Genomic DNA, 16579 nt, shown 5'->3' on the forward strand with positions numbered 1-16579 from the left:
TAAATAAATAAATAAAAACTCAAAATTTGATAACCTCTATATAAAAAAAACACTTACACAATAAAGGTTGACGCTTTTAACTAACAAACCATCAAATTAAGTATAATATTTCCTAAAAATAAAATTTAGTCATGTAAAGTATTTCAATAATTGAGCAGCTAAATAAAATACACAGTTAAAACGTGATTTAATTGTGAGTATTTCGTGATACTACATTCGTAAATATCATTTAGGCTGAATGCAATATCAGCCTTTGCGAGAAGTAACATGCCTTTTAAAGCACTATCCCATCCATTTTTAATTTCACTTGTTGGGTTAATAATTTTTTGCTTTCAAAGCCAAGCTGCTGAGCAAGTAACTATTTCCAGTACAGCTAATCCGACTACCTTTTTAGAGCTTTACACGTCGCAAGGTTGCAGTAGCTGCCCACCAGCAGAGCGCTGGATTTCAACGTTTACAGATGATGAAAAACTATGGACTGATTTAATCCCTATTAATTTTCATGTTACTTATTGGAATTATTTGGGTTGGAAAGACCCGTTTGCCTCTGCTGTGTTTAGTAACAGACAACGCACTTATAAGGCACTTGGTAAAAGTAGGATTGTAGCTACTCCAAGATTTATGGTTAACGGCAACGGGTGACTAGGTTGGTTTTATAAACAAGCTATTCCTGTAGCTAAAGCCCGTTATTTAGGTAATTTAAAAGCGACTATAAACAACAGTAAAATTAATCTCGAATACGATGCTGTTAATATCGAAGATACTACTGACCAAAACTTAATAGCCCATGTAGCTCTGTTAGGCTTTGGCATAGAAACACCAATACACAGCGGCGAAAACGCAGGCCATAAGTTAAAACACGACTTTGTTGTTATTGGCTACGAGCAAAATAACATGCAGACCAAGCAGCAATTATCATTAGCTGACTTAACCCTGCCTCGCGCTAAAAAAATATCGCCAACAAAGCAAGCCTTAGTGTTTTAGGTATCTAAAAAAGGCGATCCTTCCCCACTACAAGTTGCAGCCGATTGGTTTTAAAAATTACAGTTAATTGAATAAAATTACTAATTAACAACTCAGCGCGCAATAAATCTCCTTGTATATCAACTATAGAAAAAGGCTTTCAATAATTTAAAAACTAATGAATTAGCATTGTTATTACAAAGAATTTATTCTTTTTCATTGTGTGTATCTGTATAAAACATAAATAACATTGTATTTACATCAACTTTTGTTTATAAAGTAAGTTGAATGGACTCTTGAAATAAGTAATTGACTTATAAGTATAAAAATCAAGTGCCTATCAATAAAAACTTCTGCAATTATCTATATGGACAAAAATTTATGCGAATTAACCAAAGCCACATTAAAACAATTGTAATCGCTGCAATTACAGCTTCGTCTTTAGCTGGGTGTGCTACAACATCATCAAAAGTAATAGAAACACCAACTGTTGCTAGCTATAACACAACCTACTCAGGTGCAAAAAGCGAACTAGTCGTAGGTCAGTTTGTAAACCGTTCGAGCTTTCAAAATGGTATATTTGCATCAGGCCAAGACCGTTTAGGTAGCCAAGCAAAAACAACACTAATGAGCCACTTACAACAAACAAATCGCTTTAGTGTGCTTGATCGCGACAATATGGCAGCCCTTGCGGAAGAGGCAAAGTTAACAGGTACAAAACAAGTTCTTAGCGGTGCTAAATTTGTTGTAACTGGTGATGTAACAGAGTTTGGCCGTAAAGCCATTGGCGATCGCCAGCTTTTTGGTTTATTGGGTAAAGGTAAATCGCAAATTGCTTATGCTAAAGTAACGCTTAATGTTGTTGATGTTACTACATCAGAAGTTATTTATTCAGTGCAAGGTGCTGGTGAATACAGCCTATCAGAACGTGAAGTTATTGGTTTTGGTAGCACAGCTTCATACGATGCCACATTAAATGGCAAAGTACTTGACCTAGCTATTCGCGAAGTCGTTAACAAGTTAGTTACTGGTCTTGAAGCTGGCCAATGGGGCAATAAATAATGAAAAAGCTAATTACCTTAGCATTTGTTTGTATAGCCCTAACGGGTTGTAACTCAACGAAAGAACCTATTTACTATTACGGCGACTATAGCACTGCCGTATACGCCTATTTAAAAGCAGATGACGTAACAGCCGAAGAGCAAATTAGTATGCTTGAGCAAATTATTGCCGATGCCGCAAACAAAAGTAAGAATGTTGCACCTGGCCTACATGCTCACCTAGGTATGCTGTACTTTGAAACGGGTAATCCTTCATTAGGCACTACTCACTTCGAAACTGAGAAATCACTTTTCCCAGAATCAGTTCATTACATCGACTTCCTTCTAAAATCTGCGAAAGGCGCTTAATATGCTTAATTTAAAATCATACACAGCGATCGCATTAGTCGCATTACTCGCTGGTTGTGTTTCACCTCCACCAGCACATGACTACACAGCATTTAAACAAGCAGACCCTCACTCAGTTATTATTTTACCTCCGCTAAATAATACACCTGAAGTAATTGCACCATACAGTGTGATGACTCAAATGGTCGCGCCTATAGCTGAGTCGGGTTTTTATGTTTTTCCTGTTGCTTTAGTTGATCAAACCTTTAGAGGTAATGGCCTCACTGTTGCAAGCGACGTACACCAAGTACCGGTGAATAAATTACATGAAATTTTTGGTGCAGATTCTGCGCTTTACATCACTATTGAAGAATACGGCACTAGCTATGTTGTAATTTCTAGCGAAACAGCTGTAACTGTGTCAGCCTCACTAGTTGATTTACGCACGGGCGAGCAATTATGGCAAGGCAAAGCAAGAGCCTCTTCAGCTGAACAACAAAGTAATGGCGGTGGTGGCCTTGTAGGTATGCTTGTTATTGCAGCAATCAATCAAATTGCTGAAACGGTAACCGATAAAGGCTTTGAAATCGCAGCAATGACTTCAACACGCTTACTTTCTTCAGATGTTTACAACGGCTTATTATATGGACCTCGTTCACCTAATTATGGCCAACCAGCACCAAGCGAAAAGAAAAAATAAACTTCATAATTACTAATCTATTCTAGAGTTTTAAAAGGCCGTACTACCAAGTAGTAACCGGCCTTTTTTTTGAACGCTCAATTAGTACCGGCTATGCGCAACAGCCGTACGACTATTAATTATCTCAAACCAACCACTTTAGCAGTCGTTCAATTTACTTATGTTTACAAATAACTATGATTTAACTAGATTTACTGATTATTTTTATTCACAATTCGTTCACTTTTATATATTAGTTATGCTCAGCGTCATGGCTAATCTTATATTTCAGTTTATTTATATGGCTTATCAAAGCTCAGATTAAGGAAGATGTAATGCGAAAGCTACTCTCTGTAATATTTTTATCAACGAGCTTCATTTCCGGTTGCGGTGGCGGGGGTGAAGACGCCCCAAACTCCGCTGTACCTGCTGTTAATGAAACATCAAAATCAATTAGTGCCACTTGGTTTTACGAGTACCCAAATAAATGCTTAGAAACATTTCAGTTTAATACAGATGGTAGTTTCGAAATCAATTCTAATCAGTCGAATGTAACCGGTAGCTACTCATTTGATGCATCTGTTGATAGCGGTGAACGTCACTCATTAACCCTAAGCTTTGAGCAACAAAATCAAGGGTATGACTGTGAAAGTTCTTTTGATTATATTGTTGGGGCTAACCTTGAGCTATTTGCTAGTTTTCCTAATGAACAACAAATGCAATGGTATGAATCAGGCGCTGGCGGCAGTGCTATTTTTACACTTGATAGAGCAATAACGTTGTCTTTATCAAGCGCACCTACTGAAGCAAAAGCAGGCGAAGAAGTTACATTCAATGTAAATAAAGATGCTGAGTCAGGCCCCCCAGTCGAGTTATTATACGGACCCAATGGAATGACGGTATCAAGCAAAGGGGAAGTAAAATGGACCCCACTATTGCCTATGATAACGCAACAAAATACGGTTAAATTTGCTTTTACATCTGATAGAACCCTTGAGCCATTAGTTAGTGAAATAAATGTAACAATACAAAACTTTAAAGCACCTACAATGCGAAAGGATATTGAGCTCACCCATATATCTAACGGTATGCAAATTGGTAACTTCATTGGCGATGAAAATAACGAAATGTTGGTGCTTGATAAATTAGGTGGACTGTCTGTTATATCTCAAAAAAGCGATGGATTCGAATCAATTTACAGCTACCCATACTCTTTTGGCGGTAATCAGAATGAAATGCGCCTATCTGTATTTAAAGAAGATAATGGCGCAAACAATACCTTTGTAGGAACAAATAATAATATCTATCAAGTAAGTGGTTTTACACAGCCCCCTCGCAGTGTATTTTCGACAAATAAAACTATCCACAATTTTATGGTAAAAAATATTGATAGTGATAGCGAACCTGAATTAATCGTAATTTTTGGTGAAAGCTATAGCGCTAAAGAAGCTGTTGTTTACGACAATAATTTTCAAACAGAGCTTTTTAGCTTTTCTCTAGAGGGAGATTCTCCTATTGAAATAGCTGTTGCCAATATCGATAGCGACACATCATTAGAATTAATACTCTCAAACGGTGAAATTTTTGATATCCAAAGTGCTAGCAGTCAATGGTTTAACGCTGACGGCTTTGGCCCAATTATGGCAACGGGCGACGTAAATAGCGATGGTATAGATGAGATCATTAGCACTGGAGGATGGAATTCGATAACAGTATGGAATGCTAATGATCGCTCTCAAATCCTAACTATTAATAATCAGGATAATTGTTCTGTAGCCACAGCAAATATAGATAACGACCCAGCCGATGAGATAATAATTGGCGACTGCCAATGGGGTCAAGTTCACGCCTACGATATTATTGATAATACCCATGCAGAGCTGTGGACACTGCCACTTATAGATCATGGCAGCGCTGCGATGGTTGTTGGCGATATTAATAATGATGGTAAAGAAGAAATTGTTTGGGGGACAGGCTTAAGCAGTTCAGGTAAAGATATACTAGTAGTCGCTGGTATTACTCCAAATCCCGAAATTTTATGGCATAACGCAAATAGAGAATCACCTTCACAATACGATTCCTATATTGCAGCTGGGTGGGCAAATATAAGCCCTGAAAAAGAGGCGGCAGTTTATATAATTCCTAGTACAAATAGTGGCTATATTCGCCCTCGATACTTAACTATGAATGAAGATGGTGAAGTTACACCTAATTATAATAGCTCATCAAATATTCTCGAAGCAGCCCTAGCAGCAATAGGTGATATAGATTCAGACAATTATGATGAATTATTTATATTTGGAACTCGCAATTACTCTCCTTCCCTAAACGTAATTGAATTAGAGTCTGATATTTCTAAATGGCAAGTAACGACAGAAGATGACTCTTCTAATTATAATGCTTTAGAGGTTACTGATATTAATAACGATGGCTATGACGATGCATTAATAGCCACATATGAAACACTTACCGTACACGACATTAGTAACAATAATATTCTAGCTACATGGACAGCTAGCAGTGCCATCACCTCAATTACTGCCACAACAAGTACTTTAGGGGAAAAATTAGTAATACTAAGTACTCGAGATAGCCTAACAACTCTTACCTTTGAGAATAATAAACTGAGCATGCGCTCCAGTTCAGTAAACTCAGAGGAATGTAAGAGTCTTTATGCACAACCTCAAACGGATAGTGTTTTATGTTTTTCTCCTGAATACTCATATCAGGGTAATTTAGTTACTTTTTCATTAGACTTAGAACTATTACTAAAAGCTCGAATTAATGGTGAAGTAACAGGCCTAATACAATTACCTGATTCTGATAATGTATTAATAACCACAAACTCAAGTGACAATAATTATTATTCACAATCAAGTCTTATCTCTGAAGTTAGTACAAAGACAGGTGACATTGTATGGCAAGGCTACCCATTAGCGGGAGAAGTAATGGGTAACTCAATAAAATTTGGCAAAATAGGTAAAGATACAGTGCCACTAGTTTTTGGCACTAATGTTGGAATGTTTTTAACTCATTAATTTAAATTAAAGGGCTACTTGTGGTTTATTAAAAATAATAAACCACAAGTATGCGCGAGAAAGTAGAGATAATTTAGTTTTGACTAAATAAACATGAGGTTTAAAAACTAAAATTAATAGCAACAGAAAAAATAGTTTTTATAATAATACTAACTAAAAAAGCCACCATAAAAAACATAGCAAATGCTGAAACAGCCCCGCCACCGGTATACCCTGCTTTAGCTTTTTCCACCATCAATACATAAATTCCTAACCCTACGCTTACCTTAAACCATAGCCAGTAATCGTTGCTAAAAAGAGGAATTGCAGCAAAACCTATTATGGGCACTAATATTTTGCCCTCTTCGTTTTTGTGTAATAAATAAAAAGCCATAATCGCAATATAAAATAGAGCCGTTATATCAGGCATATAAATAACTTCCTTGTAAGAAAATAATAAAACCAATAAACGCGGCGATTATACCTATTACTGAGTCCCTATAAAATCTGATAATTGTGTTTACTTTTTAGCTGTGCAATATTAATTCACTAATAAGTACAAGGATTGCTAAACCTATTTACAGGTTTGGTATAAAAATAAAAGGATGAATATGATTAAGCCATTTTACGCTAGCTGTTTGTTAGCCCTCTCGCTATTAACACCCAGCCTTGTAAAAGCAAACCCGACAGCCTCGCAGTATCAGGAAATTCTTAACGAGAGCCTAGTTGAAAACGAGCCCGGGGTATCGGTAATTATAAGTAAAAATGGCAAAGTACTTTTTAAAGGAGCGCGCGGGCTTGCCAACCTTGAGCATAACATTGCACTTAATGAGCAAAGCGTTTTACGTTTAGGTTCTATTTCAAAACAATTTACTGCAGCTGCAATTATGATGCTGCAAGAGCAAGGTAAGCTAGCGGTTACCGATGATATTCATAAGTATGTTGCAAGCTTTCCTACTGAAGGCAACCTCGTCACAATCGAAAACTTATTAACCCACACCTCAGGCATCGCCAACTACACAGATGACGACGATCTCTTTGATAAAGAAATACAAGTACCCACCAGCGTTGACGATGCGTTAGCGAGATTTGCCAAACACCCAATGGTGTTTAAACCCGGCGAAGCGATGGCTTATTCAAATACCGGCTATTCACTGCTTGGTAAAATAATTGAAGTGGCAAGTGGCCAGTCTTACAAAGACTTTATTGAACAACACATATTTAAAAAGCTAAAAATGAACCAGAGTAGTTATGAAGGGCAAGAACTTGTTGCCCATCGCGCATCTGGCTATGAGCAAACAGAGCAAGGATTTATCAACACCAGCTACATTAATATGGATTGGCCATATGCCGCTGGTGCGCTTATATCTACTCCAACTGACTTAAACATTTGGTTTAGTGCCCTATCGTCTGGCAGGCTCATTAGTAAAGCAAGTTATGAGAAGATGGTCAGCCCTTTTAAACTCAATGACGGCAGCTTTTCATCCTATGGTTACGGATTAATTATTAAGCCTTTGAATGAATACACCGTAATTAAACACACTGGCGGAATAAATGGCTTTTTAGCACATGCACGCTATATTCCAGAGCAAAAGCTATATGTTGCAGTACTGGCTAATTCAAACCACATAAACCCTATTTTTATCAACGAAAAACTCACAGCCAAAGCACTGGGTATTGCGCTCCCCGAGTTTAAAAAAGCAGATGTAACAGCGCAGCAGTTAGCGCCCGTATTGGGTGATTACCGTATTGATAAAAACACCTTACGCAGCCTAATTTTTGAAAATGACGTTTTGTACTCTAAGCACACCGGTGGCGATAAAACAAAACTTATTACGATGTCTAAAAATAGCTTTTACTATCCTAATTCAAACAATTACTTAGTAATAGAAAAAGACAGCCAAGGCCAATTAGTAATGAAGTATTTTAGTGGATTATCAACAACGCCCACTGAGGCGATTAAAATTTAGCGACAAGTTTGAGCGAGGCACACAATGCTTCGCTCTTGCTAAATAGCTCTCTCTAAAGCTACTTTGATTTATTAAGCATCGCTTTTAAATCGGCAAATGGAGAATGTGTTGCAGCCTCAACTTTTCGCTCTGTAGTCGACCCGCCATACATAATATGTTCGTGGTATTTATTGTGCTCATTGTCGTGGCAATAAATACACAATAACTCCCAGTTACTGCCATCCTCTGGATTATTACTGTGGTTATGATCTATATGATGCACCGTTAACTCACGTAAATTAGAGTACTCAAACTCACGGGCACAACGCCCACATACCCAAGGGTACAATCTTAAGGCTTTAATTCGGTACCCTTCCTCTTGCTTCACATAAGCCTGAGGTACTGCGTTATTCTTACTCATAGTATTCCTGGTAAATTTACTATTTCGGTGATCAATACTAAAAAAACTTAATTACTGACAAATCACCAAAAGAAGTATCTATATGCCGGCCTGTTTGCTCCCACGCGCGTAGTACGACCATAAGTTTTTTATTGTCGGAAGTCCAAGAAATTCCACCGCCGTATGCTTCAACTTTTTCGGCGCCCGAATCTTTTAACCCCAGCCCAGGGTTTGTGTTTTGAATATGCCCTTTACCTACTTTGTATTCAGCAAATACGTGAACATTATGCGGTAACGAAAATGATAAAAGCGAGCCAATACTCGCCCCATACGAATTAGAAATTAACTTAGTGACCTGTGGTGCAGACGAATTTAAAAAATCAGCCTGAAACACAATATTATCTTTATTCTCAAGAGATACATGCTTGAAAGACCACGCGCCAACAATACTTAACGACATATCAAATTTGTTACTTAACTTTGGCCTATTAAGAAAAAAATGCTCAAACAAAGACGCTTTATTATTGAAGGTATAAAAGTTGTGTTGGCCAGATAACTCAAACTTGGTTGAACGTGTATTTTGCGAGAAAATTTGATCTGTTTGATTGCCGCTTAAATTGCTAGCCGTGCTTTGCAGCCCTTCAAGCGTTTGATAGTTAAATGTGATTTTAGAATTTTTAAATTTTCTATACGAAAGCAGTATATCCTGTGTTTTTGTTTCAACATCATCTTCAAAAATATCGGCTGAGTAACCAATTTCAATGTCGTTAATATCAAAAAACACACCCACACGCTGGTTATTTATGGGCTCTAACGAAAACAGTGTTTTTTGATTACTCTGCGCCAAGTCATCGTTTATTAGCGCGTGGCTAGTGCTTGGGTTTGAAATAGTGGTTCGTACCGATTTTAAGTCGAAGTCAAAAGCTAATACAGAACCAGATAGAAATGCCGATAAAACGGCAAAGCCCACAATAACTAAATAATTGCGATTCATTAAAAACACTCAAAGATTAATTTGTATTAGAGTAGCGTTTTTTTCACCTTAACTTATCACAAAAGATTAACAATTTATGAAAACTTTAAATAAAGTTCTTTATCTAACTTTTTAAGTGCTTTCAAGACTAAACTCATTCACATGCTTAACCAGCTCCGGAAAAAACGTTAAAAACACGTTTTCTAATTCATTGTAGTTACGCTTTATATCATCAGCCGCGCCCGCAAAAGTGTTCGTAAAACGAATGCGTTTGGCTATGTTATCGAGCGCAAGCCCTACTCCCTCAACGGTTTCGTACTCTTTAAACCAATCGTTTTTAGTCATACTTGTTACAACGTGCTGCATTCGCGCTGGCATAACAGGTATGCGATTATTCAAAAGCTGATAGCTGGTGTACTTAAAATCACTTAAAGGTTGCTTGCTAAATCGCTGCCAATGCACAATTAAAAAATGATCAAACACCACATCAATAGCTACACCAGCAAAGCGCTTACGCTCGGGTGAAAAGTAATGTTTAGCGTGTTTTACTACTGGGTGAGAGTCGGTAAATTTATCAACTAAATAATGGTTATCGAGGCCATTTTTAACCGTGTTTGGTAAGTGCTTTACATGTCTTTTTCCACCAAAGTCACCCAACAGGTTCCCAAAATGAGAATCGGCTGTGGGCTGCGCTAAATAAAGATGAGCTAAATAATTCAAAGTGTTCTCTGATTGGCTAATACAAATAAATAATAACGCAAATTTAAACCAAACTCACATTCGTGTTTAAAGCAGTACTTATGGTTTTTCTTACCAGTTTTTACTCAAACATACTGCAAAGTATTGTATAAACATCGCAAATATAAAACGAGTATATAAAAAGCCGCTATATCTACTATGGCGGCTTTTTAATGCTTAAGCTTTGTTGTTGGTTTAGTTACTCGACTTTACCCAATTTCCATTATCATTTTTGCTATAACTATTTTTAACCGCCGACCAAGCTACTTTGTGCGCTGTTGTTTCGCGGTCATCATCGTTTTTTCTATCGCTAGGGTCCTTATAGGTATCCCACGCACTATTAAACGCCTCTTGATATATCTCTTGAGCATGTTTAGGTAAGTTACTTTTTACCGACTCAGGTAGTTCGTCACGGTTTTTATATGGCATAACTTTCTCCTTATATTTACTTAATTACGCCACAAGCAACACGGCTACCACCGCCACCTAATGGCTTTGGCTCTTCTGCATAGTTATCACTTCCTTCGTGGATCATCACAGCATGTTGTTTAAGTTGTTCAAGCGTGAGCCTTGGTGCTAAAACAGGCGATTTAGCTTGGCCACTTTCATTTACATACAACGCCGGTAAATCGCCTAAATGGCCGTTAGCCCAAGGAGCATCATGATGCTCGCTAGCTTTTGGATCGAAATGCCCACCAGCGGCACCACCTGGCACTACCTTATCGCCTTTTTTCTTGGGTTCACAACTAGCAAATTGATGAACATGAAAGCCGTGCTGCCCCGGCGTTAAACCTTTTAAACTTGGTGAAAAAACAACGCCGTTATCATTTTCTGTTAGTGTAATAGTACCTAGTGATTGCCCCAGGCCCGACTTAGTTACTTGGTGCATTTGAACTTTTACATTAGCCAGTGCGCTATTTTGTAGTAACACACCGGTAAGTAGTATCGCAAAAGTTGGTTTTAAAACGCGGGTTAAAGGTCTTTTAGCGTTTGAATCAAACTGCAAACAATTCATCATCATCTCCTCGTTTAGTATCAAATTAATAAAGCAATAACGCTAAATTAAGCGACTATTAAATAAGTAGCTTCAATGTATATACCAGCCCTACGAGTAAACATGAATTTATGTATTATTTATTTTTAATTTATTGATTAAAAAGTAAATTTATAGTTTTTATTACGTTTAAATAAATAGCTAATTAATTAAAAAAACTGACTTTCACCCAAAAGTTAAGCAAAAACCAAGGCATATTTACAAACAGAATGGCAACTTTACAAAACTCATAAAAGAAGATTACCAACGCTCCAGTCCAAAAAGACAAGCCAAGTTAAAAGGCCGTTATTATATAGGCGGTAGTTTCGAGAGTTGGTGTTGTTAGGGGGCCTTACGACATGTAATAAAAAGCGCCTATCTAAATAAGTCTTTTCTATAATCAAAGCATGTTTAAAACCAATTTACTTATATATGGAGTTTATTTAATGACAATAAATTACGTTAATATTTATGATTGCTCCGCCGTTAAAAACGAAAAAAAGGTGAAACTAAGTTTCACCTTTTTAATTAATTTTGAAACTAATTAGTTAGCGTTAAGCCGTAGAAACGTTACTTGCGCCTGCATTGTTAAGTATTTCTTCAATAGCGTTTTTGTTGTCACTATCGTACTTAACACCAATTAATATAGAGCCCTTTTCAATGGCATCTTCATAATACTTAATTTCGTGCTCAGGAATAAACGCACCAATTGCAGCACCTAAAGTACCACCTACTGCGGCGCCTGCGCCACCAGCAGCAAATGCTGCGACTAATGGTCCGGCAACTAATAAGCCCGTACCACCGGTTGCTACAGTACCTACTGCAGTAAAACCGCCAATAATTGCAGCAAGAATACCACCTGAAGCCGCGCCTACAAGGCCACCTTCAGCGGCTTTTGTACCTTCGTCTACAGCAAAATCTTCCTTTGCGTATGAGTCGTTGGCTACAATGCTTATGTCAGCTTCATTAATACCTAAAGCTTCTAATCTATAAATTGCGAGTGTTGCTTGTGATGCACTTTCGAATAACCCAGTAATAACGGTACTCATAATAACTCCTTTATTTTATTTAAGAAAATACACTTACTACTAAGCAAAACCCAAACCACAAATTTAACTAATAAAAATCAGTATCTTACATAAATAATTGTATCAATTTACTTATTTAAAAGGTAAAAATTGCTAAGCTTTGTAAAAAACTCCTACCTAATATAAGAAAACTTACTAATAAGCAGTACGCAGCTTTAACACAAAATAAATTATTACTTACTCCACGTAATTTCAGCTAATTGGTTGGTCGCTGTTTGATGAATGATCAACCCATTATTCCCCATGCGCATATGCCTAATTAAGCCTGAGTAAACTCCTTCTTTACTCGGAATTTGCCAGCTCTGCACAGTTTCGGTATTAAGGTCGAACCTTACTAAGGTTTCAGGACGCTTGGCTGACTCGTTAAACCAAATGGCGTTATCGGCATATTCAATTGCATACGGGTGACTGTTTTCACCACTGGGATTATCCCACTGCGTTATTTTACCGTTTTTGGGGTTATAGCGGCCAAGTTTACCCATACCAGAGTTAACATAAAAAACCATATCGTCAGGTGTAATGGCTAATCGCCTAGTATGCGTTTTAGCGCCTGGGAGTATTATCTCACTAAGCTCCATGGTATTTTTATCAACTTTAACCAAACAGTTACTACCATTACACGACACCCACGGCGTGCCTTTTGAATCTAGCTTAATACCATATGGCCGCGAGCCTTTAGTGGGCAAAGTAGCCAATTGAATATCGCCAGTTGTAGGGTCTAGCTTGCCAATCATATTACTATGTTGGAGGGTAAACCAAAATATACCGGCCTCATCAAATACACCGGTATGCGGGTCGCGGGCGTTTTTATCGGGCATTTTATATACTTTAAATTTTTCGGTTTTTAAGTCTAAATATCCAACCGTGCCATTTTTATTGCCTAAAAACCAAGGGGTTTGATTTTTATCAAGCGACACACTGTGCGCATAAGTACCACTTGGCAGTGTGTACTCTTTCATATCGCCGGTTTGAGGGTCTAACCTGCCTAAAATATTACCCCACTGGCCAACCCACCAAATAATGCCATTTTTGCTTTGCACCGGATCGCGAGCCCGTTGCCCAAGCGTTGGCACTTGCCAGTACTTAAAGCTAAGCTTTAAGTCGCCAGCAACAACCTTAGACTCGCGCTTAGTGTTTACAGGATAATGCTCGGCTAAATAAGCACTTATATCTTTATTAAGCGCGGTATCTGCGCCCGCATCAACCATATAGCTTATTAATGTTTGCCAGTCCTGCTGGCTATAACCCGCGCTGCGCTCAAGGTTAGTTAAACTATGGCAACTAGCACAAAGCTGCTCAACTACTGGCCCCTTATCGTTGCTCAGCACTGGTAGCGGTGCAAACAAAGTGCCCGACACAGCCATTACCAAAACGTATTTATTAAATAAAAATCGATTTTTACTCATAACGCCCTCCCTTGTTTTTTAATATTAAAGCATAGGGTGAAAGTGTTTACTATCTGTACAGAAATGAGTGCGATAAGCCGCCTAGAAGGTAAGTTAAATTGCAGAGTTAATATCTAAAAAGAAGATTTTGAGCAGAGTTGCGCACGCTCTACAATGGTTATTTAGCTTGTGTGTAAATGTGGTGAAAGTGTGATGTGAGTGTGGTTTTAAACGACTAATTTGCATAAAACAAGAACGCCCTGATTTAAAAGTGCCTCAGCCTATCGGTACGTAAATTGCTGTTATAAATATTCTTACTTAAAGAGTTATACATAAATAACGCTGCCGTTATTTATAAAAAGGAGAACATTATGAGTAATAAACAACTAATTACGACAATAGGTATAGGTCTCGCCGCTGCATCTGCAGGTATGTTAACAAGGAAAACTTTACAAAAATCGTGGGAAAAGGTTACCAACGAACCAGCTCCAAAAGATAGACCAAGCGAAGAAACAGATCTTAAAGAGGCCGTTACATGGGCAGTAGTCTCAGGTATTGGTGCGGGTGTTGCAAGAATGGCCGTACGTTATGTGCTAGACAAGCGCCGCTCCAAATAAACCTACCCAATTAATACCTCTTATAAGTATTAAGCGTAATTTGGTGAGACGCTAAAGGCGGCTTGCGACAACCACTCCCCAGTTGTCGCAAGCAACTTGGCAAAAGCTTAGGTTAAGATTACTTAACTATTGAGCTAAAAAATATATTAATACCCAAATCGGGGTTCAGTGGTGAAACTTAAAAAGTCGGATGGCACGGCTGCGCCGCTTATCCAACCTACTTAGGTTGAAAAACTGGGGGTGCCTTGCAACATGACCCTTTATTTTAAGCAGATACACTCTATTGGACATTAACTCCCTTTCAAAGTTGTTGCCTGCCTACAAGCTTGCGTATAATGCCCATATTCCGGCTGCATTTTTTAGCCGCTAACTTGGATTTTAATAATGAAAAAACTCTCTGCAGTGCAAATAAAACAGCAAGCGCTTGTACTTAATACTGCTGAAAAATTAGAAGAGCAAGGCCGCGCTGAGCTCCCTGGTATGTTGCAATGCTGGTTTGATGTGGAATATCACTTATTTCCAAGTTCACTACTGCTGTGCTTTCAGTTTGAAAACGAGCAAGCCTTAGCAGCCGCAGAGCCTGATTTATTAAAATGGCAAAAACGCTTAAGCGGCGCAATGCTTAAAAAAGGCGTGATTTTAAAAGATATGCGTAAACATTTAGTGTTTACCTTAAAAGGGCCAGATGATTAAACTAGGCTTAAGTAATAGCAGGTAACCCTTAACTAATATCCACAGTAAAAAAACGTGGATACTACCGCGCTCGTTTATAAATCGATATTTGAGTCTGTAATTCGAGCAAAATCTGCTTGAGCTTATATAGCGGCAATTAATTACTCAATTTCTCATATTGTCCTAAGATCAACTGCTGATCTTTTTGTTCAGCAACCACAAACGAAAACACATAGTTGCCCTATCCCCCATTCTTAAATCACTAATAACAACCTGTTTATTTTGTTGATAAACACCGTATAGTCCTTTGGTAAATCGTTTTAATAACACGGCTCGCTTTGTATCATTGAGCTTAGTTAGCAACGCGTTTTCTGTAGGTAAAATTGAATATCAATGTTTTAACTTCATCAAACACAGATACATAAACCTCAAGGTGGCATTTTGGCGATACATTTTAAGTAGTAATATTTACCTCGTTTAAATTTGTAAGCCCTGAATACGTATGTAGTGGGTATCTATCGCACCACCTGAGCAGTAACATAATTATAACGTATATTTAACGATAGATGACTCTGCCTATGTCTTCACATATTTATCATTTACAAGCCTTTAGAGGCATTGCGATCTTAAGTATTGTCGCAGCTCATGCGTGGTCATTTGCTATTTTTTGGACTGGCGATTTAGATTCTCTCGGTTTAAAAGCGCTGTTTTACTCAACTGAATTATTGTTTCACGGCAGCACACTATACTTCGCCATTATCTCGGGATTACTTTTCAGCAAAGTTTTACAGAATAAAGGATGGATTTCATTTTATAAGAGTAAAGCACTAAATGTTGTTTTACCCTATGTTGTCGCAAGCACAATAGCGACAGCTGTGTACTGGCAATATTACCTTGCTGATGGTGCAGCAACCGATATATCGTTTATTACCACTGTCGCCACAAATCTAGTATCCGGAACCGCAGCTATTCAATTTTGGTACATACCGATTTTATTGGTACTTTTTATATTGACACCATTGCTAAATTTTGTGAATAAACGCACGCCAAAGCTTATGCTTCTCCTTGCATGTGTGCCCTTAATTATATCTCGCAGCGCCTTTCCTGATTTTTTAAGCATGCAGAGTTTGGTGTATTTTTGTGGTGCATATTGTTTCGGAATGATAATAGGGAGTCATTACGAAAAGGCAATGGCTACGGTCAATCAATATAAAACGTGGTTAATCGCTTTTACTGCCTTAATCAGCGCAGCCATCCTTATCCAATATATTAATGAATATAAAGTAGATGGGTGGTATTCATCCCGACAAACTCTTTTCTACATTCAAAAAATCTTAGCTTGTTTACTAATCTTAAAGTGGCTTCAAAATATTGAAACACGTCTACCCAAAGCCATATGCAACATTGGTGAATATTCGTTTTCTATTTATTTTTACCATGTGTTATTCGTTGGCTTTCTAATTATGGGCCTACAAGACTACATTCAAAGTCACCGAGATGCCTTCATTATCGGCTTATTAGGTATTGCAAATATGATTGTTGGAGTCGGTACAACAATGGCCCTCGCATGGCTAATAAAGAAACCAGTAGGGCGACACTCACGAAAGCTAATCGGCTCCTAACGTATTGTTACAATTAAATAAGGGTTGTGGTGAGTACTTGTCGTTCGGATAAGAG

17 protein-coding genes are annotated in these 16579 nt (G+C 37.9%); 9 read left to right on the forward strand and 8 right to left on the reverse strand.

Annotation, left to right across the window (positions count from 1 at the left end):
- Positions 1-267 precede the first annotated feature (267 nt).
- The 5 genes from H5090_RS20705 (at position 268) to H5090_RS00025 (ending at position 6068) form a co-directional block, all read left to right on the forward strand.
- The gene (locus tag H5090_RS20705; RefSeq protein WP_259395013.1) at positions 268-642 is read left to right on the forward strand and encodes a DUF1223 domain-containing protein; all 375 of its coding nucleotides are present in this window, start codon (positions 268-270) and stop codon (positions 640-642) included.
- A 702-nt stretch (positions 643-1344) separates the two neighbouring features.
- Positions 1345-2025 (forward strand): CsgG/HfaB family protein, encoded by a 681-nt coding sequence (locus H5090_RS00010; protein WP_182694684.1) that lies wholly within the window; start codon positions 1345-1347, stop codon positions 2023-2025.
- Positions 2025-2372, forward strand: coding sequence for a DUF4810 domain-containing protein (locus H5090_RS00015; protein WP_008165258.1), 348 nt, complete (start codon positions 2025-2027; stop codon positions 2370-2372). Before H5090_RS00010 ends, H5090_RS00015 begins: the two co-directional genes overlap by 1 nt.
- A 1-nt stretch (position 2373) precedes the next feature.
- The gene (locus tag H5090_RS00020) at positions 2374-3051 is read left to right on the forward strand and encodes a DUF799 domain-containing protein (protein ID WP_182694685.1); all 678 of its coding nucleotides are present in this window, start codon (positions 2374-2376) and stop codon (positions 3049-3051) included.
- Positions 3052-3365: 314 nt separating this feature from the next.
- Positions 3366-6068, forward strand: coding sequence for a VCBS repeat-containing protein (locus H5090_RS00025; RefSeq protein WP_182694686.1), 2703 nt, complete (start codon positions 3366-3368; stop codon positions 6066-6068).
- Positions 6069-6168: 100 nt separating this feature from the next.
- Here the strand turns inward: H5090_RS00025 and H5090_RS00030 are convergent, their stop codons facing one another.
- Entirely contained in the window at positions 6169-6513 is a 345-nt protein-coding gene (locus H5090_RS00030; protein ID WP_244958612.1) for a hypothetical protein, read from the reverse strand.
- Positions 6514-6658: 145 nt separating this feature from the next.
- Between H5090_RS00030 and H5090_RS00035 the strand changes: the two genes are divergently transcribed.
- Positions 6659-8017 carry a serine hydrolase gene (locus tag H5090_RS00035; protein ID WP_182694687.1) on the forward strand — a complete coding sequence of 453 codons (1359 nt, stop codon included), beginning with the start codon at positions 6659-6661 and terminating at the stop codon, positions 8015-8017.
- A 58-nt stretch (positions 8018-8075) separates the two neighbouring features.
- On the opposite strand, the gene H5090_RS00040 is transcribed toward H5090_RS00035, so the two are convergent.
- The 7 genes from H5090_RS00040 to H5090_RS00070 all read right to left on the reverse strand — a co-directional run bounded on the left by H5090_RS00040 (position 8076) and on the right by H5090_RS00070 (position 13634).
- Positions 8076-8417: a YajD family HNH nuclease gene (locus H5090_RS00040; protein WP_024604747.1), complete on the reverse strand. Its 342-nt coding sequence runs from the start codon at positions 8415-8417 to the stop codon at positions 8076-8078.
- A 37-nt stretch (positions 8418-8454) separates the two neighbouring features.
- Entirely contained in the window at positions 8455-9390 is a 936-nt protein-coding gene (locus H5090_RS00045; protein WP_182694688.1) for a hypothetical protein, read from the reverse strand.
- A 111-nt stretch (positions 9391-9501) separates the two neighbouring features.
- Positions 9502-10089, reverse strand: a complete 588-nt coding sequence (locus H5090_RS00050) for an ACP phosphodiesterase (protein WP_182694689.1) — start codon at positions 10087-10089, stop codon at positions 9502-9504.
- Positions 10090-10302: 213 nt separating this feature from the next.
- The gene (locus H5090_RS00055; protein ID WP_039485228.1) at positions 10303-10536 is read right to left on the reverse strand and encodes a ChaB family protein; all 234 of its coding nucleotides are present in this window, start codon (positions 10534-10536) and stop codon (positions 10303-10305) included.
- A 16-nt stretch (positions 10537-10552) separates the two neighbouring features.
- Positions 10553-11122, reverse strand: coding sequence for a superoxide dismutase family protein (gene sodC, locus H5090_RS00060; RefSeq protein ID WP_182694690.1), 570 nt, complete (start codon positions 11120-11122; stop codon positions 10553-10555).
- A gap of 572 nt (positions 11123-11694) precedes the next feature.
- On the reverse strand, positions 11695-12189 hold the full coding sequence (locus H5090_RS00065) for a general stress protein (RefSeq protein ID WP_002958042.1): 495 nt from the start codon (positions 12187-12189) through the stop codon (positions 11695-11697).
- Positions 12190-12401: 212 nt separating this feature from the next.
- Complete coding sequence (locus H5090_RS00070) at positions 12402-13634, reverse strand: cytochrome C (RefSeq protein ID WP_182694691.1); 1233 nt, start codon at positions 13632-13634, stop codon at positions 12402-12404.
- A gap of 350 nt (positions 13635-13984) precedes the next feature.
- Here H5090_RS00070 and H5090_RS00075 point away from each other — a divergent pair, with 350 nt between their 5' ends.
- From H5090_RS00075 to H5090_RS00085, 3 genes are all read left to right on the forward strand, one after another.
- The gene (locus tag H5090_RS00075; protein ID WP_002958040.1) at positions 13985-14230 is read left to right on the forward strand and encodes a DUF4235 domain-containing protein; all 246 of its coding nucleotides are present in this window, start codon (positions 13985-13987) and stop codon (positions 14228-14230) included.
- Positions 14231-14614: 384 nt separating this feature from the next.
- Complete coding sequence (locus H5090_RS00080) at positions 14615-14923, forward strand: hypothetical protein (RefSeq protein ID WP_024596321.1); 309 nt, start codon at positions 14615-14617, stop codon at positions 14921-14923.
- A gap of 557 nt (positions 14924-15480) precedes the next feature.
- Positions 15481-16524: an acyltransferase gene (locus H5090_RS00085; RefSeq protein WP_182694692.1), complete on the forward strand. Its 1044-nt coding sequence runs from the start codon at positions 15481-15483 to the stop codon at positions 16522-16524.
- Positions 16525-16579: the final 55 nt, after the last annotated feature.

It is taken from the genome of Pseudoalteromonas sp. SR43-5 (assembly GCF_014163835.1).
Classification (GTDB): Bacteria; Pseudomonadota; Gammaproteobacteria; order Enterobacterales; family Alteromonadaceae; genus Pseudoalteromonas; species Pseudoalteromonas distincta.